A 26,755-nucleotide genomic window follows, 5' to 3' on the forward strand; every position below is an offset into this window, starting at 1 on the left:
GGCAAGGACTGTGCTCGAAGTCTCTGAGATGCGCCCGTTCAGTCCATGCGCGTCGAGTTTGCATAGGTTGAAGGTGTGCAGCCTTCCCATTGGGTGAATGCTTCTGAAAAACTTTGCCGATGCCCAAAACCAATGGCGTCCGCAGTGTCATCAATCGCGACTCCGGACTCCAGCAACCGTCGCGCTTCATTATGGCGTTCAGTCTTAAAGATTTTTCGAAACGACGTCCCTTCGTCTTTTAGCTGCATCTGAAGACTGCGGGGGCCTATCCCCAGTGCCCGGGAGGTGTCGGAAAATGACCACGGTGCAATTCCGAAAGAGGCTCGAACCAGGCCTGCGACCAAACCTGTTTTTTCTGAGCGAGCACCCCGTTGGATTTTTTTGTCGCCAAGAAAACGTGTTAGGATTTCTGCTTGCACGATATCCGTACGAAGCATTTTGGCCTTCAGCAATTTGTCGTTGAATTCGATGTAACCCTGGTTCGAATTCCGAACCGTCGTGACATTGGGGTTACTTTTGAAATGTGCTCGGCGATCCGCCGGGATAAGCGATCTGAATAGCCGGATCACTCTGTGCGCACGACATGAGTACGATTTGGGCCAGCAAGCTCACGGTATACTGAATGTCCTGTTTGGCATCCTTTGCGCCAAACGGATTGAAGTACCAAATGCGACATCGCCCTTTGTATGCCCTGATGACCAGTTCGGAATCGTTCTGATAGTACTTCAGAGCCGTGGATGCTGTTTGCAAAGCCTCCCAAAGCGTATCCGACGAGACGATTGCCCTTCCAAAAACGCCCAGCTCTGACAAGTTCTGATCCAGACCAGCCCGAACAAAGAAATCGTCATCACCTGCCATTCGGACAATATCGCTTATGCCCTTCATGTAGGTTGATGCGTCAATGGTTGCCTCAGCATCGGTTGGCAAATGCAAGGATCGCAGGGTTCGTTCAAATCGACCTTTGTCGTCGGCCAATATGATGACCGGGCCGTGAAATGCCCCGGCCCGGATCGCAAATGTGTTTTCTGTTTTGTGCATCTTGCCCATTTTCACAGAGGATTATCCTAAGAAAATTAAGTCAAACGGACGGCAAGTCGAATCGTCAAGCTGGAAGAAATTGTGCGCCTACGTCCTTTTGGCGCGCATCTGTTCGGTTTCAGACCGTAGTGCCGGGTATTGCTGTTCGTATCCCCGGCACGTTGAAAACGTATTCATACACTCAAAAATCATGATTTAGATTCGTGTTTGCCGACAAATCCAATGAAGCCTTCGCCTAACGTCATCGATAATTCTGAGTTTGGTCGGTAGCAAAATCGCCGAAATCGGAAGCCACCGACTTGGAAAATCAAGAAATCCTGGAGGTAAAATGCAAGAAAAACTTGGGCTTACAAAGACTGCAGCAGCGGGGGCTTTGTCAGCTTTCGTGGTTTTTGCAGCGGGCGCGGTGATGGCGCAGGACAAGCCGAATATCCTGGTGATTTGGGGTGATGACATCGGCCAATCCAACATCTCGGCCTACACACGGGGTCTAATGGGGTATGAAACGCCCAACATCGACCGGGTTGCAAACGAAGGCATGATGTTCACTGACTACTATGGGGAACAGTCGTGTACTGCCGGACGATCGTCTTACATTATGGGGCAATCCGTCTATCGGACGGGCCTGTCTAAAGTAGGTCTTCCCGGTGCTGATCTTGGCATGCAAGAGGAAGATCCAACGATTGCGGGCCTTCTGAAAGCCGAAGGATATGTTACCGGGCAGTTCGGCAAGAACCACTTGGGCGACCAGGACCGGATGCTGCCAACGAACCACGGTTTCGATGAGTTTTTCGGTAACCTGTATCACCTGAACGCGGAAGAAGAGCCGGAAAACCGCGACTATCCGGGCGATGCCGTTTTGGCAGACGGGCAGACATTCCGCGAAGCTTTTGGCCCGCGCGGTGTGATCAAATCATCGGCTGATGGTAGTGTTGAAGACACTGGTCCGCTGACCAAGAAACGGATGGAAACCGTTGACGAAGAAACAATCGCAGCGGCGATTGACTTCATCAAACGTTCTCATGAGCAGGGCAAGCCTTTCTACGTCTGGTGGAACGGCACGCGCATGCATTTCCGCACACACGTGAAGGATTCACTCACCGGTATCTCCGGCCAGGATGAATATGGCGACGGCATGGTCGAACATGACATGCACGTCGGCCAGCTTCTGGACGTGCTGGACGAGTTGGGCATCGCCGACAACACCATCGTTCACTACTCGACAGACAATGGGCCACATAAAAACACCTGGCCTGATGCAGGTTCGAACCCGTTCTACAGTGAAAAGAACACCAACTGGGAAGGTGGATGGCGTGTGCCTTCGCTGGTGCGTTGGCCTGGCAAGATCGAGCCTGACAGTGTTTCGAACGAGATCATGCACCATATGGATTGGCTGCCGACTTTCCTGGCGGCTGCTGGCAATGACAACATCAAGGAAGAGTTGAAATCTGGCGGTGTTCAGGCCATTGGTCGTGAATACAAGGTGCATCTGGATGGTTACAATTTCCTGCCGGTCTTGTTGGGTGATACCAAAGAAGGCCCCCGCCACGAAATCTTCTACTTCGCAGATACCGGTGAACTGACGGCGCTTCGCTATGACGACTGGAAGCTGATTTTCCTTGAGCAGAAGGCAGTTTCGACATTGCGGGCATGGATCGAACCCTGGACCGCACTGCGCGTTCCCTTGATCACCAACCTGCGGCGCGACCCATATGAACAGGCGCATCTGACATCCAACACCTACTACGACTGGATGATCGACCGGATTTATTTCCTGGTTCCTGCGCAGAAATACGTCGGCCAATTCCTAGCTACCTTCCAGGAATTCCCTCCGCGTCAGAAACCGGCGAGCTTCTCGATCGATCAGGTCATGGAGATGATGACTGCGAACAACGGTAGCAAGTAGTCCAAGCCGTTTACTTCAAAATTTGGGGCCGCGATTTCAGTGATCACGGCCCCTAATTCAAACCATCTGAATCAATTTTAGGAGATCTCCAATGTCCAATCTAGTAATTGTGTTGTTCGAGGGCCGCCACACCGCTGATGAGGCGTTACTTCGTGTCGCTAAGATGGATGCCAATTGGGAGGCTGATATCAATGACTTTATCGTTGTCACCCGGGGTGACGATGGCGAAATTCGCATCAAGAACTCGGATACCTTAGCCGCGACTGGAATGATTGGCGGAGCATCGCTCGGCTCATTGACCGGTTTTATGATCGGCGCGCTGGCAGGCAACCCCGCAGCAGGGCTTTTAATCGGCGCTGCTGCCGGGTCCGGAATGGGGACACTGGCCGGTGCACTGGATCAAGCTGATGAAGAAGACGCGCTAGCGGCACGGCTTGGCGCAAAGCTGACACCCAATAGCTCGGCTCTCGCAATGATCGGCTGGACAAACCGGCCAACCAAACTGCTCGGTGAATTGGAAGGCATGAAAGGCGAGGTCATCGAAACTTCGCTGTCCGTCAGCGATGAAAAAGAGCTGCGTGCTGCCCTGTCTGCAAGCTGATTTTGCGCCTTTAGCATCCCGGCACCCACTGCAGTTGGATGCCGGGATACTGTTCTTTGAATCCTTGAGACAGGAAGTGCTTCGATGAAGAAATTTCTTTCATCCGCCGCGTTCTTGACCGCATTCGTGCTTGGAAATTCGGGGCCGACCTCCGCCCAGCACGTAGCTGGCGGCGTTGTCGTTGAATACAACAATTTGGACATTACCGTGGTTGCGAACGGTTGGAGCGTGGTCGACCTCTTGCGTGGGAATGTTCTTAATTCTGACGGAGATTTTGTCGGTTATGTCCATGATGCAATTGTCCTGCCGGATGGTGATACAACCTTTGTGATCGTCAACGTCGCGGGGTTCGTCAATATCGGCGAAAAGCTGATTGCCTTGCCTGCTGCTGCGTTCGAGATCAACCCCGAGGGTGACTTGCTGCTGCCGAATGCAACCAAGGATAACCTGAAAAAATTGCCGCGGTTTCGCTACGCAAGAAACTAATGAACTTGGCGATTGCGATGCGCGATTTTCGCCGTGGAATCGCACATGAACAGATCTGGAAATGCGGTCCTCCAAAGAAAGAGACTTGGAAATGGCGAATTCTACATACGATCTTCAGAAAAGCTGGAGTTGGTTTCTGGCTGCGGGAATCTTGATGATGGTCGGAGGAGCCTGTGCGATCTTTGCGCCGTTCATCGTGTCTTTGGCTGTCGAATTGATCGTGGGCGCATTCTTTGCCGTTGTAGGTATCGTGATGCTCGTTCAGGTTTTCACAGCCAAGGATGGCTGGGATGCCCGGATTACCTACTTAGTTCTTGGGCTGTTCAACGCGTTTGCCGGGTTGATGCTTTTGTTTCGTCCGATTGAGGGCCTGATGACGTTAACCTTGGTCATGATCGTCGCTGTTTTTGTAAACGGTTTGATACGGATCGCAGTAGGTGTGATGGCACGCCCCGAGCCTGGTTCTGGGTGGGTTGTTTTCGGTGGCTCGATATCGGTTCTGGTCTCGCTCTATTTGATGACTGTTTATCCCGAAGCAAGCGTGGTGCTGCTTGGTGCCCTGGTTGGTGTCTCACTGATCGGAGAAGGCGCCGGGTATATCCGGTATTCCTACGGCCTGAAGAACAATGTGTCGGTTGCGATCGGACAGTCGGCCTAGCATGCCATTGTTCACTATTTCACGTGTAATCGCACGATCCTTTTCAGGTCAGGGGGAAACATGATCGACGCCTTTTCAAGATCTGTTGTAGTGGTCGCAATGACGCTTGGTTTCGTTGCCTCATCCGCACCAGTGGCGAATGGCGCGGAAGAACCTCGATTGGTCCTTCAGATCACGGTGGATCAGTTGCGCGGCGATCTGATTGACCGTTACAGTGCGCATTTGGGCGAGGGCGGTCTCAGGTATTTGCTGCAAAACGGGGTCAGTTTTGCCAACGCCCATCACCGGCACGCCAACACCGAAACCATTGTCGGCCACACGACATTATCCACCGGCACCGACCCGGCTATTCACGGCATGGTTGCCAACCTGTGGTTTGACCGCAAGACCGACACCCCCTTCTATAATGTGCAGGATCCAGATTTCCCGCTCGTAGGCGCGGCCGGGATCGATGCCGCGACCGAAATCGACCCGACCCAGCGCGCTGCCACAACCGACGGGCGGTCGCCGCGCAACATCATCAGCTCGACCTTGGCCGACGAAATCGCCCTTCATTTCGGGCCAACCTCGAAAATCTTTGGTGTATCGGTCAAGGATCGCGGTGCCATTGCCATGGCCGGGCACGCCGGTCAGGCCTATTGGTTCTCCAAAGCCGAGGGCCGGTTTGTCACCAGCACCTTCTATCGTAGTGACTACCCGGACTGGGTCGGGGACTGGGAGGCGCGGGGCAGGGTCGCATCCTACGCAAATCAGGACTGGATTCTGACGCACGACGCGGTGTCCTACGCCTTTGCTGACCGTGACGATCAGCCTTGGGAAACCGCGTTGCCCGGTTTTGGCCGCACGTTCCCGCATAACTGGGGGCCGCCGGACAATAAGTACTTCACTACCTTCCTGACCCTCAGCCCGGCAGGCGACGAAATCACCATTGATTTCGCAAAGGCAATGATGGACGCCGAACAGGTAGGGGCGGACGAGGTGACCGATTATCTGTCGGTCAGCCTGTCCTCGACCGACTATGTCGGGCATATTTTCGGCCCCTCCAGCCTTGAGGCCGAGGACAATTTCGCCCGGCTCGACCGGAGCATTGCCGATCTTCTGGCCCATGTTGAGGCCACCGTGGGGCTTGAGCATACGTTGATTGTCCTGTCGGCAGATCACGGTGCGCCCGAGCATCCGGGGTATCTGGCGACCCTCGGTATCGAGGCGGGATTGTTCGATTTTCAGCGCGTCGATACCGAACCGGGCTTCGTGCGCCTGCAACTGGATTTCGGAGCCTCTCGCGACCTGATCCAGAATTTCTCAAATCCGTATCTTTACCTCAACCAGGACCTGATCGCGGCGAAGGGGCTGGACCCGGTGGAGGTCGAGAATGCTGTGGCGGATGAACTTCGCAAATTGCCGGGAATTGCTTATGCCGTGGGCAGTTCCGCGTTGCGCACCGGATCCGTTCCTCGCGGGAAGATCACTGATGCGGTCCTGGCGAACTTTCATTCCGAACGGTCAGGTGACATCTATGTCGTGTTCGAACCACATTGGTTTGTCGCCGACTTCGACGGGTTGACGGTTGCCTCGGCGCATGGGTCGCCCTGGACATATGACACCCACGTCCCGCTAATATTCTCTGGCCCTGGGATCAAGCCACGGACGGTCGTGCGCCGGGTCGAAACTGTGGATCTCGCACCGACGGTGGCAGCCTATTTGGGAACCAAGCCTCCCTCTGGGGCAACAGGCGTACCTTTGCCCGAAGCGATGCGACAATGATCAAAATTACCTGCTGATGATTACGGGATTTCAATTTGGAGAACAAAATGAACATGCCAACGATTTTGATCCTGACTTGTGCGGCGCTCTTGTGGCTGTTCAACACGCAGGCCCATGCACAGCCAGACGTGGGTTCTGATGCCGCGCAGGCAAACAATCCGCTGGCCAAAATCAAGGCATTCAACATTCAGAACTACTATATCGGTGAATTCACCGGCCCCGGAAATTTGACCGGGAACCAGTTCGTGCTGCGGTATGCCCAACCAGTTTCTATCGGCGGTACCAACTGGCTGATCCGGGCATCCCTGCCGTTCAACTCTTTGCCCATGGGCGCGAGGGGACAGAAGATCAATGGAATTGGAGATTTTGACATTTTCGCGGCCTACCAGTTCGACACCGGAAACCCGGCGGTTAGCTTTGCCATCGGACCACAAGTTGTTGCTCCGACCGCCACCGACAGTAGGCTGGGCGCAGATCAGTGGCAATTGGGCTTGGCCAATGTTTACTTCAATGCCAAATCCTCAGTGCTTCAATACGGTTACCTTCTGACATGGCGCACAGGGGTGGGCGACACAAACAACCGTTCCCGGGCCAACCTTGGAGCGTTTCAACCGTTTATTTTCTACCAGTTGGGCAACGGATACTATACCGGCGGCGCACCGATCTGGTCTTACAATTTTGCCAACGACAATTACTCGGTCCCACTTGGAATTCGACTGGGCAAGGTGACCAAGCGCGGGAACACGGTGTTCAACTTTTTTGTCGAACCACAATACTCAGTTTCCGACAGGGGAACGGGTCTTCCAAAATGGCAGGTGTACATGGCGCTGAACATGCAATTCCAGTGACACTGAAGTGTAGCACCGGTCGGCCGAAAAGGTTTCAAGACGATGATCGACAAGCAAAAGATAACAACAGACGTGCCCGATCTTGAGATAGAGCGTTCAGTGGCTGCTGGGGAAATCACGAAACAGCCGGTCGAAAACGATGCAGCAGAACCGCAAACCAGTGGAAGTTCGGAAACTGATGAGGACGTTGAACCCCGACTGAAAGATATAGAACAAGTTCTAGAACAATACGGCCTAGACGCAGACGAACTGCAGGACATTTGGGCACGTTTCTTGGAAGAGCTAAAGGACCTTCCTTCAAAGAACCCGATTGTAACTGTGTTCGGGGCCTTCCTGCTTGGCTTTCTCGCTGGCCGTAGCAGCAAGCATTAGGAAAAACAAAATGAACCGAGTAAGCAGAAATATCTCGATCGCGCTGCGGGCGGAGCGCCTTATCGCGCAACGGCACATGATGGTTCTACGTAACCAGACCGGGCTGATGGCCGCTGCGGCACTGGTGGCCGGCATCGGGCTGATCATGATCAATATGGCAGCGTATTTTGCGCTTAGCGCACCGCTTTCTTCACAAGCGTCCGCCCTGATCGTGTCGATCGCGAATTTCATTCTTGCTGCTTTACTGGCCTTTGCAGCAAGCCGAATGAGCGCGGATGCGGATGTACAAAGTGCGACCGAAGTCCGTGACATGGCCATTGAGGATCTTGAGGCCGAAATCACCCTGGTGATGACCGAGGCGAAGGACGTCGCCACCGATATCCGGCAAATGGTTAAAAACCCGCTTGGAACTGTAGTGCCGGGATTGGTGGGGCCTGTGGCAGAGGCTTTGCTAAAGTCAGCCAAGAAAAAATAGGTTAGTAACAGTGTTTGATCTGCGGGCCCCTCGTAACATTGACCGGGCGTCTGCGGGTCGTGCATGGTGTTCCGGTCGGCAATCCTTCTAGCTAAGCTAGGTTTTACGTGACCACCACTGAAAGAAATGAACCAACCATTGGAATTTGACACAGCCAACTGGCCGAGCATCATTCAGAATTTCGGGGCCACCATGAATGGGTGGTTGGCGAGTATCGATCCTGGTTCAATGGCGGTTTCTCTTGCTGCTCTTGTTGTTATCTGTCTGCTTCGCAAGAAACTCTCTGACTGGATAGTCGCAGGCTTCGAATTGTTGCTGAAACGGTTCTCGGTCTACTTGACGGACGAGGTTACTTCCCAACTCAAGATCGCGGTGCAGGTTCTGGCCGTCACTTTTGCCGTCTTTCTAACACTAAGTATTGTCAAACCTCCTCATATATTGGTTGGGGTGTTGAACCAACTGCTCGGATCTGTTGCGCTCATCGCAGTTTTCGCAACCTGGTATCAACTAAGTGGCCCGTTTGTCTCGATTCTGGTTACGGACAAGATTGAACCCGCGACAAGCGAGACAAGTTGGATCCAGCGGGTCAGTCAATTCGCAATTCTGTTGTTCGGGCTGACCTCGCTGCTGAAGGTCTGGGAAGTGGACATAAGCGGTGCCCTGACCGGAGTTGGCGTTTTGGGCGCTGGCGTGGCAATTGCCACTCAGGACCTGATCCGCAACCTGGTCGCCGGAATGACCAACATGAGCGAGAACCGGTTCAAAAGTGGTGATGCGATCCAGGTCGAGGGGCAGTTTGTCGGAACCGTCCAGCGAATAGATTTGCGGTCAACCCTGATTGTAGGGTTCGATCAGATCCCTCGCTATATCCCCAATTCCGATCTGTCGAATTCCGTCGTGCTGAATTATTCGGCACGCAAACATCGCCGGATCGAGGTCGTGGTTCCGCTGGTGTTATCGTCAACCCGCGAGCAAATCGAAGCGGTTCGCGATGCATTGCGGCTGCATCATCTGACCAGTGGAGATTTTCATCTGGATGCGGAAGCCGCGCAATACATCTACATCAACGAAATTGGACCGAGTTCCGTCAATATCCTGATGTATGTCTGGACCAAAAGCGCGGATTACGAAGCGTATCTGCAGACGAAAGAAAAAGTGACACTGGCCATTCTGCATGCGGTCAAAAGCTCGGGAACCGAGCTTGCCTTTCCGACGCAGACACTCAATTTTCAAGGTGAACCGTCCAGTAGGTCGCCAAGATCAGATTTGGCCGAATGAGCGAGTCGGAGACTGTCAGTCCAACTGCTTCTTCATGCGATCGTAGGTGCTTTTCATCTTCAAACCGAGTTCTCGGGCGGCTTCGCCAACTTCCTCGGCCGTCTTTTCGAATTGCGAGTGTGACAAAAACTTGTCCCACTCACCCATCAATTCCTCCCATTCATCTTCTGCTTCCTTTGAAGCCAGATGAAGCTGCAGTTTCAGGTCATCTCGGCGCTGCTGCAAATCTTGCAACATCTTTGTGATTTTGGCCATTTTGTCCTCGTCTATTTCTGCAAAAAGTAGTGTAGGGTAAGCGGGCAAGAATGCAATGCTTTTTCAGATTAAGTAATTACAAATAAAAAACAAATTATGCTCTAGATCCTAATTTCGAAGCTCCGTTCTTCTTGAAGCGCAAATCCGGTTCCATCTTGAGTTGTTTGGATACTGCAGTGCGGCCGTCGATGGGAAAGAAACCGGCATTCCGGAATTCGCAAGGTGCAATGCCATCCGGTCGAGCACTATTTGGCTCATATTGAGAGATGGCCATAGCACGTTGATATGCTATGGTTTTGTTGCCAAGTGGAGGGCGGAAAAGATGGAACAGAACGTTTCTACCAAGGCTGAAGAAACGAATGTGCCATCTTCTGGTTCAAGGATGCCACTGACCATGCTGCCGCTGGCGGCGGTGACGGTTCTGTTCAGTGTTGCGTTTATCGAAATTGCGCGTCCCTTTTTGGCCGCCCTAGCGCTGGCGGCGATTTGCGCGATCCTTGTTCAACCGTTTTATCGCGCCATTCTGTCTCGGGTCGGCCAGCGGAGCGGAGTGGCCAGCACGATTACGGTTCTAGTTGGACTTTTCCTTGTGGTAGCACCACTTATCGGCATTTCCTATCTTGCTGCGTCACAGGCCACCGGACTGATTGAAGAGGCCGGTGAGCTACTGGACTCGCTGTCGGATAATGTTGAATCGATCAAGGGAGGGACGTTCGAGTACCCTCGTTGGGTACCTTTCCGCGAAGACTTGGCTGGTGCAGGTCCCCAGATCATTGAAAAAGTGAATGAACTGCTGGGATCCGTTGCCTCGTTTCTGGCTTCATCCCTGTCGGGGCTGACCAACGGAACTGCAAATTTCTTTCTGGGCCTGTTCACTTTCATTTATGCACTTTTCTTTTTCCTGCCGCTAGAGACATCGGCGTTCCGGCCGATCCTGGCTAATTCCGGGCTGTCGGTCGATCTTCAAGACAAGTTGCATGACAGGATCGTTTCGGTGAGTCGTGCGACGATCAAGGGAACCTTGCTAATCGGTGTGATCCAGGGCGCGCTGGGTGGGTTCGGTTTCTGGATGGCAGGCATCGAAGGCGCGGCGTTCTGGAGCATAGTGATGGCAATCGCCGCAGCGATCCCGGGGCTGGGAGCCACTGGCGTGGTTGTTGGTGGTGCCATTTACCTGTTTTTGGAAGGGTCGGTAACTTGGGGCCTTAGCTTGGCTGCCTGGGCGTTTCTTGTCGTCGGCACCATCGACAACGTCCTGCGCCCCACGCTTGTAGGGCGGGATGCTCAGATGTCCGACCTGATGATTTTTGTCAGCACTTTGGGCGGCTTAGCTGTCTTTGGTGCATCCGGGCTAGTTTTTGGTCCGGTGATTGCAGGTGTTTTTGTCACGTCCTGGCAGGCCGTTTCGAAAACCTTTCTGGAGCTGGTCGGCGCTTCAGGTGCGCATGACGCCTCTGCACAGGCTGCCGAGCCCGTTTCACCTCAGCCGCCCGGGCACGGCGAACCAAATCGCTCAATTCATAAGACCGGTTTTGTCACCGCTTCGAAAGATGACCTCGAGGCTCAGGTCGAAGCTCTCAAACGTGAATTGAAGGAAGGTGATCCGAGTTGACACCATACGGTGTTGTTACCTCAATACCCATTCGATCGTGTTTCATGGATCAGATTTGGGGCAAAACTGCCCATACCCGGCCGTGTTGCACGGATCATAAGCGATGCGAGATTGTCCTAAACCCCTTAACTCTAGAAGATGTGTTTTTTCTTCGTACGACCGAGAGATTTCATGCGGTTGAGCGCCTTTGATGCAATTTGTGCTTCGGCAATCTGGCTGTCGAAATCACGTGCTTGCAGGCGGTTGCAAATAACTTGTTTCCATCTACCGATCTGGGCTTCAACACGCGACCTCTCGTTGTATCCCGTCTTATCCAGATGCGGCACAGTCATCCGGAATTCTGGCCTGCTGCCGCATCCCGCACTTGGGACGAGCTCGAACCGATGGACCAGTATATCGAGCGGGCTGGTTTGGCCGCAATGCGTCAGGCGTTGGACGAAACACGGAGGCATGCGCCGGGTTGAACCGCGGCGCCGCAGTGAACGTCGGGCGGTGAAATTAAGCAACATCTTCGATGTGATTAACGGAACATAAGCCGACGGTCGAGGCACAAAACCTCCCAACCTCCCAACAAAACGCTCGGTGGGGAAGTTGGGAGGTTTTTTGCTTGTCCGCCCGCAACAACTGGCCGGTTGGTCTCGATGCGCGTTGTGACATTTTCGATCAAACCTTCCTTAGCAGGGCATTCTCGAACCGCGCGTCGGCACTATTGGGGCCGGGAATGAGGCGCGGCTCGACCTGTCGCAGCCTGCGTCCAAAACTGTTACGCGCAGGAATACGGCTTTCAGAAACGTCTTCAGCAGCACACCACTCACGAAAGCTCAAATAAAGATCCGCAACTTTGACGACGCTCAACCGCCACCTCGAAAGTGATCCGCTGCCGTTCTGGTTTTGACCGGCTGGAAATTGGATCTATACCGACAGATACTTTTGCTCGTGCATCCGCTGCCTTCCGGCGCGCTTCAGCCAAAGAGACAGCACCGCGACCACCGGTTCGCCCGCCCGGCCCACCCAAAAGCGCACCTAAGGGATGGGCCTTCATGAACTCACCTAGGCCCGTATGAGCCACATGTGCTCACAATTTAGCATATTTTCGGGGGGTATGACTTTGATTGAAGTTTGGTAGTGGCGGAGACGAAGGGATTCGAACCCTCGAGACCCTTCCGGGCCTACTCCCTTAGCAGGGGAGCGCCTTCGACCACTCGGCCACGTCTCCGTCGACCCGTTTATGGTGTTCCGAAACGAAGGACAAGAGTGAAATTGATCGATTTGCAAACTCGTTGCAGGCCCTTGGCTGATCAGTTGCGATTTGGTCTGACAGCCATCCGTTTCATTTGCTCGGACACTTGGTCCAGGAATTGACTTCCAATTGCGGAAAGCGGGCGGTCGCGGGCGGTGGTGATCACGATATCCAATAGGATGCTCGGTTCAAACCGCCGCAGAACATAACCTTGACCATCGTCGCTTGACAGGGTGAAGGGATCGATAAGGGTGGCTCCAAAGCCGTGTTTCACAAGGTTCAGTGCATTGCGAAAAAGGTCCGTATGGCAGGTGATGCGCCATTTGGCGTTGTGGGACTGAAACGCTTCGCGGACACGGCGGTTCACCATGTGTTCGGACCCGATGACGATGAAGGGGTAGTCGTCCATGATCGCAGGCGTCAGCACTTCATGCTGGGCCAGGGGCTGTCCTCGGGTACGGCGCAGAGCGTTTCAAAGTAGTAGTTTCGCGCCTCAAGCCCGTCGTGGCGCAGGGGAAGCTCGCAGATCCCGATTTCGAACAGGCCTGCCATAACCCATTCCTGCACGCGGGTCGAAAACTGCGATTGGAATGAAATGGTCAGGTTGGGGCGGGTTTCGGCAAATTTACGGAACTGCGACGGCATGAAGCCAAAGGCCAACGAATGGTTGGTGGCGATTTGCAGTTGCCCGGCCTGCTGGTTCTGCAGGTCGATCACCGCTTGGTTCACGTGATCCAGACCGCGCACCAACGTGTCAATCTCATCAAACAACAAGGCGGCTTCGGGTGTTGGCACAAGGCGACCCCGGTTGCGTTCAAACAGCTTGAGCCGCGTAGCCCGCTCGAGCTGGTTCAACAGGTTCGAGATACCGGGCTGTGAGATGCCTAATTGGGCAGCAGCCCCAGTGACGGTGCCGGTTTCGATGACGGCGTGAAAGGCCTGATACTGGCGAAAAGAAGCATTCATGATCGACATATATCATTTCAACTTATGGGTTGGATAGAAAATAGTATTGGAAATGATGGCCTTGCTTGCCCAGAATTCACGTGCGCACAAAAGGATGGGGGCTGCATGTCAGATTTGTCGCAAACCATTACGGGGTTTGATGTTTGGCATTTGGCCGTGCCGGTTGTTTCGGCGCGCGATCATGGCATTGGTCGGGTCGAGGGATCGTGTGAGATCGTTGTCCTGCGCCTGACATCTGAAAGTGGAGATCAAGGGTTTGGCGAGGCCTCTCCCTGGTCCGTGTTCACAGGCACGCCCGAGGCGACCTATGCCGCGCTGGATCGGTATTTGCGGCCCTTGGTGGTTGGGCAAAAGGTGGGTGATCGGGCCGCTATCATGGCCAAGGCGCAGCGCGCGGTGGCCCATTGCACTGAGGCAAAGGCGGCGCTGGAATCTGCCTTGCTGGATCTGTCCGGACACATCACTGGCCTGCCGGTCTGGGCTTTCTTGGGCGGTAAATGTCGCGATACCATTCCGCTGAGCTGTTCCATCGCAAACCCGAATTTTGATGCCGACATTGATTTGATGGAGCGTTTGCGGGCCGATGGCGTTGGCCTCATCAAGCTCAAGACCGGGTTCAAAGACCACGCGTTTGACGTAATGCGCCTTGAACGGATTGCTCAGGATTTCCCCGAGTTTGGCGTGCGTGTCGACTATAACCAAGGGCTCGAGATCGAAGAGGCGATCCCTCGCGTTCTGGATATAGCGCAGTTCCAGCCCGACTTCATCGAACAGCCTGTGCGTTTTCACCACTTCGATATGATGGCCCAACTGCGTGGAATCACTGATGTTCCCTTGTTGGCGGATGAGAGCGTGTTTGGGCCCGAGGATATGGTTCGTGCCGCCCGTGAAGGGATCTGTGATGGCGTATCGATCAAGATCATGAAATCCGGCGGCCTCACCCGGGGGCAATCGGTTGCTCGCATTGCGGCGGCCAACGGGTTGATGGCTTACGGTGGTGACATGTTCGAAGCTGGTCTGGCGCATCTTGCGGGAACTCACATGATCGCGGCAACGCCCGAGATCACGCTGGGATGTGAGTTCTATCAGGCCAGCTATTTCCTGACCGAAGATATTCTGGAAACGCCGTTTCAGGTGGAAAACGGTCAGGTGATTGTGCCGGATACTGCAGGTCTGGGCGGGCGGCCTGATCTGGACAAGATGAAACGTTTTGCTGTCAGGGCATCGTCATGAGCGGCAGAGCTTCAGAACGCCGTCGCGGCGCGGGCGGCCTGGTCGTATTGGCCGGACATCAGGCGCATCAGCGCGGACAGGCGGCTGAGTTGGTCGGGTTCAAAGCCAAGCTCGTTCATGGCGTTAAGCAACAGATTCTCGCGAATCTTGCGGTAGCGGTCGCATACGGCAATACCTTGATCCGTCGCCTCAACCGTCTTTTCCTTACCCAAGCGCCCGTCGCTGACCAGCCCGGACTTCTTCAGCTTTTTTACTGCGTAATTGACGTTGTGCGTGTCTTCGACATTCAGCACCAGACAAATGTCGGCCAGCTTTTTGGGGCGCCCGCGATGGCGCACTGTGTGCAAGACCAGAACGTCCAACGCCGACAGCTCGGGATGCCCGGCCGCGGCCATGGCCCGTTCGGTCCAGCGCGAAAAAGCGTTGTTGGCAATGATCAGGCCAAATTCGAACTCGGAAACTTCGGGAAAGCTCCCTTCGGCCAGATGGGCCGAGGAAACAACGGGGCCAAGTGTGTCAGAGGTTTTGCTCATGGGTAGAGAATGGCAAACGATGATAATTTGTCAACATTTTGTTGACGTATCGCAAAAAAGTGACATGCTTACGGCATTGGAATCACCAGACACAGGTCAATTCACAGCCGGAGGAGGGGTGTGATGCAGGACAGCAAGACCGTTGTTGTGATCGGGGCGGGCATCGTTGGTGTCTCGACCGCGATCTGGTTGCAACGGGAAGGGCACAAGGTCACCATCATCGACCGCAAGGGGCCCGCCGAAGGGACATCGTATGGCAACGGCGGCATATTGGCGTCGTGCTCGATCGTGCCGGTGACGGGGCCGGGTCTGTTGGCCAAGGCACCCAAAATGCTGTTCAGCCCCAATCAACCACTGTTCCTGAAGTGGAGCTATCTGCCCAAACTGCTTCCGTGGTTGACCAAATACATGAGCCATGCCAACGCTGATGACACCCGGCGGATCGCCGAAGCTTTGACGCCCATTGTTGGTGACAGCTTGCAGGACCATCTGGCGTTGGCCGAAGGGACGGGGGCCGAGCATTGGATCGTGCCGACCGACTACATCTTTGCCTACAATGACCGTGAACACTATGGCACGGACGCGTTTGGCTGGGGCCTGCGCAAGACGAACGGGTTCCAGTGGGACGAACTCGAAGGGCAGGCGTTCCGCAATTTTGACGACGTTTACTCTCCTGATCTAGGCTTTGCCGCGCGGCTGAAAGACCACGGACGCATTCGCGATCCGGGGCAGTACATCAAGGATCTTGCCGATTTCTTCGTGTCTCAGGGTGGCAAACTGATCATCGCTGATGTCGACGACATCGCGCGTGAGAACGGCCAAGTGACAGGCGTACGAGCAGGTGGTGACACAATCTCATGTGACACAGCCGTCGTGGCATTAGGGGCTTGGTCCGGGGCGCTGACGAAAAAACTGGGGATCGACGTTCCGCTTGAGGCCGAGCGCGGCTATCATCTGGAATTCTGGGAACCCACCGTGATGCCCAAGACACCTGTCATGGTCGCGGCGTATAAATTCGTGGCCACCCCGATGGAGGGACGCTTGCGTTTGGCCTAGCACCGTTGAGTTCGGCGGGCTGGAGGCTGGCCCGTCCGAGGCGCCACTGGATCTGCTGCGTCGCAATGCCAGCAAAGTGTTTCCGGGGCTGCGGGCGTCGCATGTGACCGAATGGTTGGGCCATCGTCCCGCACCGGCGGATCTCGATCCCGGTGATTGGCGAGCTGCCGCACCTAAAAGGGGCCTACACTGGTTTCGGGCACCACCATATCGGCCTGACCGGCGGGCCCAAGACGGGCCGTATCCTGGCGCAACTCATCTCGGGCAAAGCGCCCAACATTGATCTGAGCATCTATTCACCGGCCCGCTATACGAAGGCCGGATAGAACCAAAAAAGACAGTCCAACCAAGGGAGAAGATAATGAAAACCTTTACCAACCTGATGGCTGCTACAGCGCTGACCGCGGCCAGTGCACTGCCCGCTGTGGCGGAAACCTGGGACATGCCGATGGCCTATTCGGCGTCGAACTTCCACTCGGCGACCGGTGCGGAGTTTGCCCAATGCGTGACCACCGGCACTGGTGGCGAAATTGAAATCGTGACCCACCCGTCGGGTTCATTGTTCAAAGGCGCCGATATCAAGCGCGCGATCCAGACTGGTCAGGCCCCGATTGGCGAGCGACTGCTGTCGGGTCACCAGAACGAAAACGCGCTTTTTGGCTTTGACTCAATCCCGTTCCTGGCCACCTCGTTTGATGACAGCGCCAAGTTGTGGAAAGCGGCCAAGCCGTCGATCGAAAAGCTGCTGGCCGAGCAGAATCTGACACTGCTCTATGCTGTTCCGTGGCCGCCTCAGGGGCTGTATTTCAAGAACGAGGTGAACTCGGTCGCCGAAATGAAGGGTATCAAGTTCCGCAGCTACAACAACGCCACCTCGCGTCTGGCAGAACTGACTGGCATGCTGCCTGTGACCATCGAAGCGGCTGAAATCAGCCAGGCCTTTGCCACTGGTGTGGCGGAATCCATGGTCTCGTCGGGTTCAACCGGTTACGACCGCAAGGTTTGGGAAAGCCTGGGATTCTTCTACGAAGTGGATGCTTGGCTGCCGCGCAACTACGTGATGGTAAACTCCGAAGTGTGGGCTGAAACCGCCGACGCGCACAAGAACGTCATCAAAGGCTGTGCCGAGCTGGCGGAATACGCGGGCAACTGGCGCGCCAAGGAATACACCGGTTTCACGCTGCAAGGTCTGCGTGACGGTGGCATGAGCGTTGGTCCGGCGTCTGAACAGATGACCGGCGAGCTGAAGGAAATTGGCGTTACCATGACCAACGAGTGGCTCGAAGCCGCCGGTGACGAGGGCAAAGCCATCGTCGATGCCTTCAAGGCGTCACAGTAACGACTGAAACACCGGGCGGCGCGTCACGTGCCGCCCGAATTCCATCCGACGGGAGGGTGACATCATGGGCGTTCTGCGCGGCCTTAGGGCAGTTCTCGATTACATATACAGACTTGCAGAGATACTCGCGGCGCTCTGCATGATCGCCATCCTGGTTCTGATCTTGCTGCAAATGCTGGCCCGTTGGTCGTCCGAGGTATTCCCCGGTGCGCCGGAATACGCGGCTTATTTCATGGCGGCGGCCTCGTTTCTGGGATTTGCAGCGGCGCTTAATCGCGGCTCGCACATCCGGGTGTCGCTGCTGCTCAATGCGGTTGGACCGGGCATGAAGCGTTATGTAGATATCTGGTGCTTTGCCGTCTCCGCCGCTGTGGTCTGGTATTTCTGCTGGCATGCGCGCCAGTTCGTGTTCTGGTCGTGGAAGTTCAACGATGTCAGCCAGGCGCAGGACAGAACCGCGCTGTGGATTCCGCAATCGGTCATGGTGATCGGTGGTGTGATCCTAGCCATCGCGCTGACCGACCATCTGTTGCACCTGATCTTCAAGGGTGAGCATCGCATCCAGCACGACAACGTCGAAACGCAGGAGGTCTGACAATGGATTATGTCGTACTTGTCGTAATCTTCCTTGCGGTTCTTTTCCTGCTCTTGGGCAGCGGCGTCTGGGTTGGCATCGCCATGATGGGCGTCAGCTGGGTCGCGCTGGAGCTCTTTTCAAATTCACGTACCATCGGACAGGACATGGTCAGCCAGATCTGGTCTGCCTCGAAATCCTGGGAACTTGCAGCCTTGCCAATGTTCATCTGGATGGGCGAGATATTATTTCGAACGCGCTTGTCTGAGGACATGTTCAAAGGCCTGTCGCCGTGGATGGCAAAACTGCCGGGTGGTTTGGTGCATGCCAACATCGTCGGCTGTACCGTCTTTGCGGCCGTGTCCGGATCATCCGCCGCGACCCTGACCACCGTGGGCAAGATGTCGATCCCGGAACTGCGCAAACGTAACTACCCCGAGACGATGACGATCGGCACCTTGGCCGGTGCGGCGACACTTGGCCTGATGATCCCGCCGTCGCTGACGCTGATCGTCTACGGCGTGACCATTGATGGTGTCTCGATCATCAAACTGTTCTTTGCGGGCGTTCTGCCAGGTCTGGTTCTGGCTTCGATGTTCATGATCTATGTGGCGGTCTATTCCAAACTCTCCAAGAGCTGGAACCCGTCGCAAGAAGACGGGATGTCCTTTATGGACAAACTCAAGAACTCACGCTTTCTGATCCCGGTGATCCTGCTGGTTCTGACCGTGATCGGCTCGATGTACCTGGGCTTTGCCACCCCGACCGAGGCTGCGGCCATTGGTGTGGTCGGCGCATGGGTTCTGGCACTGATCCAAGGGTCGCTGAACTGGCAGACCTTCCGCGACAGCACCATCGGTGCGGTGCGGACCTCGGCCATGATCGCGCTGATCCTTGCGGGGTCTGCCTTCCTGAAGTTTGCGATGGCCAAGACCGGCCTGCCCAAGGAACTGGCCGAGTTGATCGCAGGGTGGGAATTCACCAAGTTCTGGCTGCTGATGGTCCTACTGGTGTTCTACATCATCCTGGGCTGTTTTCTGGACGGGATTTCGACCGTGGTTCTGACCATGGCGGTACTGGAACCTGTGGTTCGCGAAGCGGGCATCGACCTGATCTGGTTCGGTATCTTCATCGTGGTGGTGGTTGAGATGGCACAGATCACGCCGCCCATCGGGTTCAACCTGTTTGTGATGCAGGGGATGACGCAGCATGAGATGGGATTCATTGCCCGTGCGGCCTTCCCGATGTTCATGATCATGGTGCTGATGGTCTTTGTCCTCATTGCCTTCCCCGACCTTGCGACCTGGTTGCCCGACAATCTACGATCCGGGCCAGGTGGCTAAGGTAAAGGACCTGACATGTTCGGCAGTGGGCTGGCGTTCATCGCCCGGCATGGAAAGTTTGGTCTGATCATCGGATTGGTGGCGGGGTTGGCATTGCCTGACCTGGCCATCATCCTCAGGCCTTGGATCCCGGAAATGGTGGCCCTGCTGCTCTTTCTGACTGCGTTTCGGATCGGCCCGCGCGAGGCTATGGGAAATCTGGGTGACTTACGCACCACGGCTGTCACGGCGTTGTGCCTGCAACTGGGGCTGCCGCTGTTGTTCTTGTTCGGGCTATGGGTTTTCGGGGCGCAGTTCACCCCGCTGGCTATGGCCATCGTCCTGATGTTGGCCGCGCCGTCGGTAACAGGTTCGGCAAATTTCTCGATCCTGCTGGGGCATGATCCGGCGCCTGCGTTGCGGCTCTTGATCTTGGGCACGGCGATCTTGCCGCTGACCTGCGTTCCGGTGATGTATCTGTTGCCCGAACTCGGCGGATTGCAGGCGACACTGCTGGCGGCAGGGCGGTTGTTGGTAGTGATCCTGATCGCGGCGGTGTTGGGGTTTGCTTTACGACACTTCGGGTTCCCGAAGCTGTCGGAGGAGCGTCGCAGCGCCGTAGACGGGCTGACTGTGATTGCCCTGGCCATCATCGTGATTGCATTGATGTCCGCGATCCGCCCGGCCTTTGCCCGAGATCCGGCAGAGCTAGCGTTCTGGCTGGTCGCGGCTTTTGCCATCAACTTTGGCGCGCAGATCGTAACCTATGCGTTGCTGAAGGCCAAAGGACGCACGGATGCCGTTCCGATTTCGATCGTTTCGGGGAACCGGAACTTTGCTCTTTTCTTTGTGGCGCTTTCGCCCGAGATAACCGAACCGTTGTTGATTTTCCTGGGGTGTTACCAGTTTCCCATGTACCTGACCCCAACCCTGTTGCGGAGGCTCTATGACCCACGCTGACCAATTCCCTCTGGTGCGCAATGTCGGGCTGGACGGGATGCTTGTGACTTTTGCGGACACGATGACCGAAACATCGAACCGTGCTGCTTTGGCTTTTCGGGGGATGATGGAGGCCGAACGGCCATCGGGTGTCATTGAGACTTCGACCTCTCTGGCATCTGCCTATGTGCGGTTTGATCCGGGACAGTTGAGCCACGTTGAGTGTGAAGGTTGGTTGAACCGGTTGTTGGCAGATCGTGACTGGTACGCGGCGCGCCTGCCAAAGGGGCGCAAGTTTTGGCGTGTTCCCACGGTTTATGGAACAGACCTTGCGCCGCAACTCGAAGATGCGGCTGCGGCCGCGGGCCTGTCGGCCTCGGACGCGGTCGAAAGGCTCGCATCGTCCCGTGTCCGGGTGCTCACCATCGGGTTTGCGCCGGGTCAGCCATATCTTGGGCCGCTGGAGCCTGCGTTTGACATCCCGCGCCTCAAAGAGCTGAACCCCATGGTGCCAGAGGGTGCATTGGTGCTGGCGATCTCGCAGTTTGTGCTGTTTTCGGGGCCTACGCCTACGGGTTGGCGGCATGTGGGGCAGACGGCCTTTCGGTGTTTTCAGCCGGAGCGTACGCCGACGTTTGCACTGAACCCCGGGGACGAGATGCAGTTTGTGTCGATCACGCCTGATGAGTTGGACGAGATCCGCACCCGCAATGAAGATGGCTATGGTGGTGCGCAGATCGAGGAGATCGAGGCATGAGTTTGCGTGTTCTTCGCATCGGTCCCGCGTGTACGATCCAGGATCAAGGGCGCTTTGGGTATACCGAACAGGGATTGTCGCGGGCGGGTGCTGCCGATCTGATGGCCTTGCACGAGGGCGCGGCGTTGCTGGGCCAATCGCCGCAGCTTGCCGCGTTGGAGATGGCTGGGATCGGGGGCGAGTTCGAAGCGTCCCAGGACATGCGCATCGCCCTGACTGGGGCGCCGATGGCGTGCAGCATTGATGGAACGCCTGCGGTCTGGAATGCCTCGCATCAGCTGCTCAAGGGGCAGCACCTGAGCCTTGGGGCCGTGTCGCGGGGCAGCTATGGCTACTTGCATGTGGGTGGCGGGATTGCCTCTGACCCGTTCCTTGGATCGCGTGCCGTGCATCTGACAGCCAAGGTGGGGCAAGTGGCGGCAGCGGGCGATGCGCTGCCTGTTGGGCAAGACGATGGGGACGCTGGGCAAAAGATCGCCGTGTCCGACCGGTTTCAGGGCGGCACTCTACATGTTGTGCGCAGTTTCCAGAGCGACCTGTTTGACGACGCGACCCGGGCCCGGTTCGAGCAGACAGAGTTCACACGCGGTCCCCGGGCCAACCGCATGGGAATGCAGCTGGACAGTGCGGGCGAGGGCTTTGCCGCCAAGGGGCAGCTCAATATCCTGTCCGAGGTTATCACGCCAGGCGATATCCAGATGACGGGCACCGGCAACCCTTTCATCCTGCTAAACGAATGTCAGACGACCGGAGGATACCCCCGGATTGCAACCGTGTTGCCGTGTGACTTGCCCCGCGCGGCGCAGACACCGGCAGGGGGGCGATCCGGTTCAAGTTTGTGACGCTAGAAGAGGCGGCAGATCTGCAAGCGGCTTTCGTGCGCGATCTGGGGCGTTTGCCCAGCAAGACCGAGGCATTGGTACGCAACCCGCATGACATTTCGGACTTGCTGTCCTACCAACTCATCAGTGGTGTGGTCTCGGCCACCGAAAAAGGAGACCCCCAATGACCCAAGTCGATCTGAACGCGGATATGGGCGAGAGCTTTGGCCCCTGGAAGATGGGCGATGATGAGAACCTGTTGCAGGTGATCACCTCGGCCAACATTGCTTGTGGGTTTCACGCGGGGGACCCGGATGTGATGGCCAAGACCATGACAATCGCGGCTGAAAACGATGTCGGTATCGGGGCGCATCCCGGCTTTCCCGACCTGCAAGGGTTTGGTCGCCGCAACATGAAGGTGCCTCATGCCTCTCTGCGCAATCTGGTGCGCTATCAGCTGGGGGCGGCGATTGGCATGGCGCAGGCCGTGGGCACCAAGGTGCGGCATCTGAAATTGCATGGAGCGCTGGCCAACATGTGCTCGGTTGATCTGGACATGGCGCGGGCCTGTTATCAGGGCGCGTTGGACGTGGATCCGGACATCATCGTGATGGTGCTGGCCGTGACCAAGCAGGAAGAGGCCGTGCGGGAACTGGGCTGCAAATGGGTTGGCGAGATATTTGCCGACCGGGCTTATAATGATGACGGCACGCTCGTGGATCGGTCGCTGCCGGGGGCCGTTATCCATGATGCGAACGTGGCAGGGCCGCGTATCCTAGAAATGGTCAAGGAAGGCGCGATCATCACCGAGAGCGGCAAGCGGCTGGAGACCTCGATCGACACCATCTGTCTGCATGGCGATGGGGCGACAGCGTTGCAGATCGCTCGCTCGGTTAAACGCTGCCTGACCGAAGGCGGGGTCGAGGTGACCAAGTTCGTGCGCTGAACGCTGGAAAATGGGGGCCGTTGAACTCACGGCCCCCGCACTCGTTACTCGGCCGGTTCTTTGGCTGGCATGTAGAGATCACCGCCTTCACGGAACTTGGCGGCCATGGCCTCCATCCCTTCTTTTTGCGCCTCGGCCCGGATGTCGTGCGATATCCGCATCGAGCAAAATTTAGGCCCGCACATGGAACAGAAATGTGCGACCTTGTGGGCCTGTTTCGGCAAGGTCTGATCGTGGAATTCGCGCGCGGTTTCCGGGTCGAGTGACAGGTTGAACTGATCTTCCCACCGGAATTCGAACCGAGCCCGCGACAGGGCATCATCGCGGCGTTGCGCCCCCGGCAGACCCTTGGCCAGATCGGCGGCATGGGCGGCGATCTTGTAGGTGATCACCCCTGTTTTGACGTCGTCACGATCCGGCAGGCCGAGGTGCTCCTTGGGCGTCACATAGCAGAGCATCGCACAGCCGAACCAGCCGATCATCGCGGCCCCGATGCCGGATGTGATGTGGTCATAGCCCGGTGCAATGTCCGTGGTGAGCGGCCCAAGCGTATAGAACGGTGCCTCGTGGCAGCACTCCAGCTGTTTGTCCATGTTCTCTTTGATCTTGTGTATGGCGACGTGGCCCGGGCCCTCGATCATCACTTGGCAGTCCTTGGCCCAGGCGATTTTGGTCAGCTCACCCAAAGTTTCAAGTTCGGCAAACTGCGCCTCATCATTGGCATCGGCGATGGAACCGGGTCGCAGACCATCGCCCAGAGAGAACGACACGTCATAGGCCCGACAGATGTCGCAGATCTCGTCAAAATGCTCGTAGAGGAAGCTCTCCTTGTGATGATGCAGACACCACTTGGCCATGATCGAGCCACCACGCGAGACGATGCCAGTCACACGATTCACGGTCATCGGCACCATGTGAAGGCGCACACCGGCATGGATGGTGAAATAGTCCACGCCCTGTTCGGCCTGTTCGATCAAAGTGTCACGGAACACCTCCCACGTCAGGTCCTCGGCGATGCCGTTCACCTTTTCCAGCGCTTGGTACATCGGCACGGTCCCGATGGGTACAGGACTGTTGCGGATGATCCATTCGCGGGTGTTGTGGATATTGCGACCAGTGGATAGGTCCATGACCGTGTCCGCTCCCCAGCGGATCGACCAGACCATCTTGTCGACCTCTTCCTCCATGCTGGATGTAACAGCCGAAGTGCCCATGTTGGCGTTGATCTTGACCAGGAAATTGCGGCCGATGATCATCGGCTCGGATTCCGGGTGGTTGATGTTGGCAGGGATGATGGCGCGGCCTGCGGCAACCTCGTCCCGGACGAATTCGGGCGTGACGTAGTCGGGGATGTTGGCGCCCCAGTCGTTGCCGTCGCGGACTTCGGCCACCGCCTCGCGCAACTGGTTTTCGCGGATGGCGATAAACTCCATCTCGGGCGTGACGATGCCGGCGCGTGCATAGGCGAGTTGCGTCACTGCCTTGCCGTCCTTAGCGCGCAGGGGGCGGGGCTTGATCGGAAATTCGGGCGTCAGCCGGTCGCCTTCGACAAAACCGTTGTCAGCAGCGGTGATTTCGCGCCCCTGATAATCTTCGACGTCACCACGCGCTTCGATCCAGGCGCGACGCAGTGCGGGCAGGCCTTGTTTGATGTCGATCTGCACGTCGGGATCTGTGTAGGGCCCTGAACTGTCATAGACGGGGAGGGGGGCTCTCCGGCGGTCGGGTGGACCGAGATTTCGCGCATCGGCACCCGGATGTCGGGATGCCGCGTGCCGGGTACATAAATTTTGCGCGCGGCGGGCAGGCCACCCGTGGTGATCTTTGGATTGGGGACGTTCATGTCAGTGCTCCTCAAGCGTTTCACTTAAAAAGACACAGATGAAGAGGGCTTGGATGCACAGAGGGGTGTACGGCCCCATCTCGTCAGACAGCGCAACGGGTCATGATCCCGGCGATTGCGATGCCCTAGCTTCCTCCGCCAGTATCAACTGGGTCAGGTTCAAAGGGTCGCGTCGCCGTGCGTTTTGCACTGTCAGCCTCTCAGTCCCCTCGGTGGGACCCCCTGCGTGCGCCTTGGATAGTCGGTGAATACGGCGTAGGCCACGCTCCAGTTCGAAGTCGGCGATAAGGCCAATTCCGAAAGCGCTGTCCGCTTGGCGCACATGTTTATCGACAAGCGCCAACCGCCGAGCGTAGCGAGGCCAGACCCAACGGGAGTAGGTGTTTCGTCAGAAACATCGACAACGGGCGGGAATGCCCTTTCCAGTTGAAAATTGGCCGCCGCACAAGAAATGACCGCGGAAGTCCGCGGTCAGATCTTACGAGGTAGTTCTGGGGGTAGTTTTCTTAGGAGGGGCCGATCATGAAACAAGTCACATTGCGCGCCTTGAGGCGACGACAGGCCAGATCCGCCTGGTCGCGGGTCATGCCTTGAAATGTCGCATCAAACCCTCGGCTCGACTGGTTCACCTTGCGCAGCGTTCCGTCCAATGTTGCCATTTCGGCCAGTGCTGTGCGCAACAAAACTTTCTCGGCCAAGTACCGATTGGTGTAGCGCCCGACATTGATGCCCCAGTGATGGCCTCCCGACGTCGACAACCGCGTGACGACCTCCTGCTCCGGTTGAGGAGGAGGTGAAGGTTCAGCATTAGCAGAAGTCAGGACTAGGTTTTCAGGTCTCAAGGCCGGACGCGTGTCCGAAGTGGCGGCCGTGTTCGCGTCAACCGAGGCGATTGCTTCGGAGATTCCAGCCTGAATACGGTCCTTGTTCTGTTCGGCGGCTTCGGCCACCAACAATGCAGATGCAATTGGGCGCGTCTTTGGGCGCAGGCTGGTCTTGGGCGCGCCTGCCAAACGGATTGTTTTGCTTCCTACATCCGAAGTGTTGCCGACATAGGCCGGACGGTTCGGTTTGCGGATCGGTGCCCGGGACGGTGCCCGACGGAACCCCAAGTCGAGCAGTTCAGCGACCTTGGCATTCCGGGAAGAAGTCGACTTGCCGCCAAACACAGTTGCGATAATCCGTTCATTGCCACGTTTCGCCGATGCCACGAGGTTGAAACCCGCCGCGCGGGTGTATCCGGTCTTGATCCCATCTGCTCCCTTGTAAGCTCCCAGCAGCCGACGATTGGTGTTGTTGACCGATTTGATTCCGGCGTTGGTCGATTTGCGAGAGAACAGGTTGTAGTACTGCGGGTAGTCGTATAGCAGATGCCGCCCCAGTGTCGTCATGTCCCGCGCGGTCGACATGTGACCGCTCTCTGTCAGGCCATGTGCGTTCTTGAACGTGGTGCGTGTCATGCCCAAGGCTTTGGCTGTGCGTGTCATGCGGCGGGCAAAGGCGGCCTCGGAACCGCTGATGGCAATACCGATGGCCGTGGCGGCATCGTTGGCCGACTTCACTGCGGCTGCTCGAATTAGATACCGGAATGCAATCCGTTGACCTGAGCGCAAACCCAATTTGGAGGGCGGCTCGCTTGCCGCTTTTTGGGTGATGCGTACCTTGGTGTCTAGTGTGATCTCGCCATTCCGCACCGCTTCGAAAGCGATGTACAGGGTCATCATCTTTGTCAGCGATGCCGGATGTAGGCGGGTGTCTGCATTGCGTGCATGCAGAACTTCACCCGTGCGGGCATCAATAACCATTGCCGCATAGGGTGCTGACATCGCGCTGAGCGGAATCAGAACGCACAACCACAATGCTGTGAGAATAATAAGGCCCAAACGGGCCGAC

At 56.4% G+C, this 26,755-nt stretch carries 24 protein-coding genes, 1 tRNA gene and 4 pseudogenes; 20 read left to right on the plus strand and 9 right to left on the minus strand.

The features are described from left to right. Window positions 1–38 precede the first annotated feature (38 nt). Both ACZ1HE_RS04525 and ACZ1HE_RS04530 read right to left on the minus strand, forming a co-directional pair. Entirely contained in the window at window positions 39–569 is a 531-nt protein-coding gene (locus ACZ1HE_RS04525) for a helix-turn-helix transcriptional regulator (RefSeq protein WP_472619742.1), read from the minus strand. Next, window positions 511–1,038 carry an AraC family transcriptional regulator ligand-binding domain-containing protein gene (locus tag ACZ1HE_RS04530; protein WP_472619743.1) on the minus strand — a complete coding sequence of 176 codons (528 nt, stop codon included), beginning with the start codon at window positions 1,036–1,038 and terminating at the stop codon, window positions 511–513. The genes ACZ1HE_RS04525 and ACZ1HE_RS04530 overlap by 59 nt, the downstream gene beginning before the upstream one ends. A gap of 409 nt (window positions 1,039–1,447) precedes the next feature. On the opposite strand from ACZ1HE_RS04530, the gene ACZ1HE_RS04535 reads away from it, so the two are divergent. The 9 genes from ACZ1HE_RS04535 (at window position 1,448) to ACZ1HE_RS04575 (ending at window position 9,426) form a co-directional block, all read left to right on the plus strand. After that, window positions 1,448–2,944 (plus strand): arylsulfatase, encoded by a 1,497-nt coding sequence (locus ACZ1HE_RS04535; RefSeq protein ID WP_472624357.1) that lies wholly within the window; start codon window positions 1,448–1,450, stop codon window positions 2,942–2,944. 91 nt (window positions 2,945–3,035) lie between these two features. Continuing rightward, a complete protein-coding gene (locus ACZ1HE_RS04540; protein WP_472619744.1) occupies window positions 3,036–3,545 on the plus strand; it encodes a DUF1269 domain-containing protein in 510 nt (169 codons plus the stop codon). Window positions 3,546–3,629: 84 nt separating this feature from the next. Beyond that, a complete protein-coding gene (locus ACZ1HE_RS04545; RefSeq protein WP_472619745.1) occupies window positions 3,630–4,031 on the plus strand; it encodes a PRC-barrel domain-containing protein in 402 nt (133 codons plus the stop codon). A gap of 91 nt (window positions 4,032–4,122) precedes the next feature. Beyond that, entirely contained in the window at window positions 4,123–4,689 is a 567-nt protein-coding gene (locus ACZ1HE_RS04550) for an HdeD family acid-resistance protein (protein WP_472619746.1), read from the plus strand. A gap of 60 nt (window positions 4,690–4,749) precedes the next feature. Beyond that, window positions 4,750–6,453, plus strand: coding sequence for an alkaline phosphatase family protein (locus ACZ1HE_RS04555; protein WP_472619747.1), 1,704 nt, complete (start codon window positions 4,750–4,752; stop codon window positions 6,451–6,453). Window positions 6,454–6,506: 53 nt separating this feature from the next. After that, entirely contained in the window at window positions 6,507–7,301 is a 795-nt protein-coding gene (locus tag ACZ1HE_RS04560) for a hypothetical protein (protein WP_472619748.1), read from the plus strand. 42 nt (window positions 7,302–7,343) lie between these two features. Next, the gene (locus ACZ1HE_RS04565) at window positions 7,344–7,673 is read left to right on the plus strand and encodes a hypothetical protein (protein WP_472619749.1); all 330 of its coding nucleotides are present in this window, start codon (window positions 7,344–7,346) and stop codon (window positions 7,671–7,673) included. 10 nt (window positions 7,674–7,683) lie between these two features. Beyond that, a complete protein-coding gene (locus ACZ1HE_RS04570; protein WP_472619750.1) occupies window positions 7,684–8,148 on the plus strand; it encodes a hypothetical protein in 465 nt (154 codons plus the stop codon). Between the two features lie 126 nt (window positions 8,149–8,274). Continuing rightward, entirely contained in the window at window positions 8,275–9,426 is a 1,152-nt protein-coding gene (locus ACZ1HE_RS04575) for a mechanosensitive ion channel family protein (protein WP_472619751.1), read from the plus strand. 15 nt (window positions 9,427–9,441) lie between these two features. On the opposite strand, the gene ACZ1HE_RS04580 is transcribed toward ACZ1HE_RS04575, so the two are convergent. After that, window positions 9,442–9,681 carry a hypothetical protein gene (locus ACZ1HE_RS04580; RefSeq protein ID WP_472619752.1) on the minus strand — a complete coding sequence of 80 codons (240 nt, stop codon included), beginning with the start codon at window positions 9,679–9,681 and terminating at the stop codon, window positions 9,442–9,444. A 322-nt stretch (window positions 9,682–10,003) separates the two neighbouring features. Between ACZ1HE_RS04580 and ACZ1HE_RS04585 the strand changes: the two genes are divergently transcribed. Both ACZ1HE_RS04585 and ACZ1HE_RS04590 read left to right on the plus strand, forming a co-directional pair. Continuing rightward, window positions 10,004–11,293: an AI-2E family transporter gene (locus tag ACZ1HE_RS04585; RefSeq protein WP_472619753.1), complete on the plus strand. Its 1,290-nt coding sequence runs from the start codon at window positions 10,004–10,006 to the stop codon at window positions 11,291–11,293. Between the two features lie 254 nt (window positions 11,294–11,547). Continuing rightward, the gene (locus tag ACZ1HE_RS04590; RefSeq protein ID WP_472619754.1) at window positions 11,548–11,757 is read left to right on the plus strand and encodes a hypothetical protein; all 210 of its coding nucleotides are present in this window, start codon (window positions 11,548–11,550) and stop codon (window positions 11,755–11,757) included. Between the two features lie 347 nt (window positions 11,758–12,104). Here ACZ1HE_RS04590 and ACZ1HE_RS04595 read toward each other — a convergent pair whose 3' ends face one another. From ACZ1HE_RS04595 to ACZ1HE_RS04605, 3 genes and pseudogenes are all read right to left on the minus strand, one after another. Beyond that, window positions 12,105–12,335, minus strand: a complete 231-nt coding sequence (locus tag ACZ1HE_RS04595; protein ID WP_472619755.1) for an integrase arm-type DNA-binding domain-containing protein — start codon at window positions 12,333–12,335, stop codon at window positions 12,105–12,107. A gap of 84 nt (window positions 12,336–12,419) precedes the next feature. After that, window positions 12,420–12,509 (minus strand) — tRNA-Ser (locus ACZ1HE_RS04600). Window positions 12,510–12,591: 82 nt separating this feature from the next. After that, a pseudogene (locus ACZ1HE_RS04605) lies at window positions 12,592–13,508 on the minus strand (LysR family transcriptional regulator). Between the two features lie 96 nt (window positions 13,509–13,604). On the opposite strand from ACZ1HE_RS04605, the gene ACZ1HE_RS04610 reads away from it, so the two are divergent. Next, window positions 13,605–14,732, plus strand: coding sequence for an enolase C-terminal domain-like protein (locus ACZ1HE_RS04610; protein ID WP_472619756.1), 1,128 nt, complete (start codon window positions 13,605–13,607; stop codon window positions 14,730–14,732). Between the two features lie 11 nt (window positions 14,733–14,743). On the opposite strand, the gene ACZ1HE_RS04615 is transcribed toward ACZ1HE_RS04610, so the two are convergent. Beyond that, window positions 14,744–15,265: a winged helix DNA-binding protein gene (locus ACZ1HE_RS04615; protein ID WP_472619757.1), complete on the minus strand. Its 522-nt coding sequence runs from the start codon at window positions 15,263–15,265 to the stop codon at window positions 14,744–14,746. A gap of 123 nt (window positions 15,266–15,388) precedes the next feature. Here ACZ1HE_RS04615 and ACZ1HE_RS04620 point away from each other — a divergent pair. The 8 genes and pseudogenes from ACZ1HE_RS04620 (at window position 15,389) to ACZ1HE_RS04655 (ending at window position 23,019) form a co-directional block, all read left to right on the plus strand. After that, window positions 15,389–16,647: pseudogene (locus tag ACZ1HE_RS04620) on the plus strand (NAD(P)/FAD-dependent oxidoreductase). Between the two features lie 35 nt (window positions 16,648–16,682). Next, window positions 16,683–17,660, plus strand: a complete 978-nt coding sequence (locus tag ACZ1HE_RS04625) for a TRAP transporter substrate-binding protein (RefSeq protein WP_108786030.1) — start codon at window positions 16,683–16,685, stop codon at window positions 17,658–17,660. Window positions 17,661–17,724: 64 nt separating this feature from the next. Further along, a complete protein-coding gene (locus ACZ1HE_RS04630) occupies window positions 17,725–18,255 on the plus strand; it encodes a TRAP transporter small permease (protein ID WP_472619758.1) in 531 nt (176 codons plus the stop codon). Window positions 18,256–18,257: 2 nt separating this feature from the next. After that, on the plus strand, window positions 18,258–19,577 hold the full coding sequence (locus tag ACZ1HE_RS04635; RefSeq protein WP_085797300.1) for a TRAP transporter large permease: 1,320 nt from the start codon (window positions 18,258–18,260) through the stop codon (window positions 19,575–19,577). Window positions 19,578–19,592: 15 nt separating this feature from the next. Continuing rightward, window positions 19,593–20,516, plus strand: a complete 924-nt coding sequence (locus ACZ1HE_RS04640; protein WP_472619759.1) for a hypothetical protein — start codon at window positions 19,593–19,595, stop codon at window positions 20,514–20,516. Beyond that, window positions 20,503–21,252, plus strand: a complete 750-nt coding sequence (locus ACZ1HE_RS04645; protein ID WP_472619760.1) for a 5-oxoprolinase subunit B family protein — start codon at window positions 20,503–20,505, stop codon at window positions 21,250–21,252. The genes ACZ1HE_RS04640 and ACZ1HE_RS04645 overlap by 14 nt, the downstream gene beginning before the upstream one ends. After that, a pseudogene (locus ACZ1HE_RS04650) lies at window positions 21,249–22,261 on the plus strand (5-oxoprolinase subunit C family protein). The gene ACZ1HE_RS04645 and the pseudogene ACZ1HE_RS04650 overlap by 4 nt, the downstream one beginning before the upstream one ends. Next, entirely contained in the window at window positions 22,258–23,019 is a 762-nt protein-coding gene (locus tag ACZ1HE_RS04655; RefSeq protein WP_108786034.1) for a LamB/YcsF family protein, read from the plus strand. The pseudogene ACZ1HE_RS04650 and the gene ACZ1HE_RS04655 overlap by 4 nt, the downstream one beginning before the upstream one ends. Before the next feature lie 44 nt (window positions 23,020–23,063). On the opposite strand, the pseudogene thiC reads toward ACZ1HE_RS04655, so the two are convergent. Beyond that, window positions 23,064–24,862 (minus strand): annotated as a pseudogene (gene thiC / locus ACZ1HE_RS04660) (phosphomethylpyrimidine synthase ThiC). A gap of 506 nt (window positions 24,863–25,368) precedes the next feature. Continuing rightward, complete coding sequence (locus ACZ1HE_RS04665) at window positions 25,369–26,688, minus strand: D-alanyl-D-alanine carboxypeptidase family protein (protein ID WP_472619761.1); 1,320 nt, start codon at window positions 26,686–26,688, stop codon at window positions 25,369–25,371. Between the last annotated feature and the right edge of the window lie 67 nt (window positions 26,689–26,755).

The sequence above is a fragment of the Falsiruegeria sp. JB4-1 genome (assembly GCF_055693495.1).

What these genes read in the sequence shown, in the direction of transcription:
- ACZ1HE_RS04615 (WP_472619757.1), bottom strand. Translation starts at nt 15,265, where the DNA reads ATGAGCAAAACCTCTGACACACTTGGCCCCGTTGTTTCCTCGGCCCAT.
- ACZ1HE_RS04630 (WP_472619758.1), top strand. Translation starts at nt 17,725, where the DNA reads ATGGGCGTTCTGCGCGGCCTTAGGGCAGTTCTCGATTACATATACAGA.
- ACZ1HE_RS04530 (WP_472619743.1), bottom strand. Translation starts at nt 1,038, where the DNA reads ATGCACAAAACAGAAAACACATTTGCGATCCGGGCCGGGGCATTTCAC.
- ACZ1HE_RS04555 (WP_472619747.1), top strand. Translation starts at nt 4,750, where the DNA reads ATGATCGACGCCTTTTCAAGATCTGTTGTAGTGGTCGCAATGACGCTT.
- ACZ1HE_RS04550 (WP_472619746.1), top strand. Translation starts at nt 4,123, where the DNA reads ATGGCGAATTCTACATACGATCTTCAGAAAAGCTGGAGTTGGTTTCTG.
- ACZ1HE_RS04585 (WP_472619753.1), top strand. Translation starts at nt 10,004, where the DNA reads ATGGAACAGAACGTTTCTACCAAGGCTGAAGAAACGAATGTGCCATCT.
- ACZ1HE_RS04610 (WP_472619756.1), top strand. Translation starts at nt 13,605, where the DNA reads ATGTCAGATTTGTCGCAAACCATTACGGGGTTTGATGTTTGGCATTTG.
- ACZ1HE_RS04575 (WP_472619751.1), top strand. Translation starts at nt 8,275, where the DNA reads ATGAACCAACCATTGGAATTTGACACAGCCAACTGGCCGAGCATCATT.
- ACZ1HE_RS04665 (WP_472619761.1), bottom strand. Translation starts at nt 26,688, where the DNA reads ATGTCAGCACCCTATGCGGCAATGGTTATTGATGCCCGCACGGGTGAA.
- ACZ1HE_RS04565 (WP_472619749.1), top strand. Translation starts at nt 7,344, where the DNA reads ATGATCGACAAGCAAAAGATAACAACAGACGTGCCCGATCTTGAGATA.
- ACZ1HE_RS04535 (WP_472624357.1), top strand. Translation starts at nt 1,448, where the DNA reads ATGGCGCAGGACAAGCCGAATATCCTGGTGATTTGGGGTGATGACATC.
- ACZ1HE_RS04655 (WP_108786034.1), top strand. Translation starts at nt 22,258, where the DNA reads ATGACCCAAGTCGATCTGAACGCGGATATGGGCGAGAGCTTTGGCCCC.
- ACZ1HE_RS04640 (WP_472619759.1), top strand. Translation starts at nt 19,593, where the DNA reads ATGTTCGGCAGTGGGCTGGCGTTCATCGCCCGGCATGGAAAGTTTGGT.
- ACZ1HE_RS04595 (WP_472619755.1), bottom strand. Translation starts at nt 12,335, where the DNA reads ATGAAGGCCCATCCCTTAGGTGCGCTTTTGGGTGGGCCGGGCGGGCGA.
- ACZ1HE_RS04540 (WP_472619744.1), top strand. Translation starts at nt 3,036, where the DNA reads ATGTCCAATCTAGTAATTGTGTTGTTCGAGGGCCGCCACACCGCTGAT.
- ACZ1HE_RS04645 (WP_472619760.1), top strand. Translation starts at nt 20,503, where the DNA reads ATGACCCACGCTGACCAATTCCCTCTGGTGCGCAATGTCGGGCTGGAC.
- ACZ1HE_RS04625 (WP_108786030.1), top strand. Translation starts at nt 16,683, where the DNA reads ATGAAAACCTTTACCAACCTGATGGCTGCTACAGCGCTGACCGCGGCC.
- ACZ1HE_RS04580 (WP_472619752.1), bottom strand. Translation starts at nt 9,681, where the DNA reads ATGGCCAAAATCACAAAGATGTTGCAAGATTTGCAGCAGCGCCGAGAT.
- ACZ1HE_RS04545 (WP_472619745.1), top strand. Translation starts at nt 3,630, where the DNA reads ATGAAGAAATTTCTTTCATCCGCCGCGTTCTTGACCGCATTCGTGCTT.
- ACZ1HE_RS04560 (WP_472619748.1), top strand. Translation starts at nt 6,507, where the DNA reads ATGCCAACGATTTTGATCCTGACTTGTGCGGCGCTCTTGTGGCTGTTC.
- ACZ1HE_RS04635 (WP_085797300.1), top strand. Translation starts at nt 18,258, where the DNA reads ATGGATTATGTCGTACTTGTCGTAATCTTCCTTGCGGTTCTTTTCCTG.
- ACZ1HE_RS04570 (WP_472619750.1), top strand. Translation starts at nt 7,684, where the DNA reads ATGAACCGAGTAAGCAGAAATATCTCGATCGCGCTGCGGGCGGAGCGC.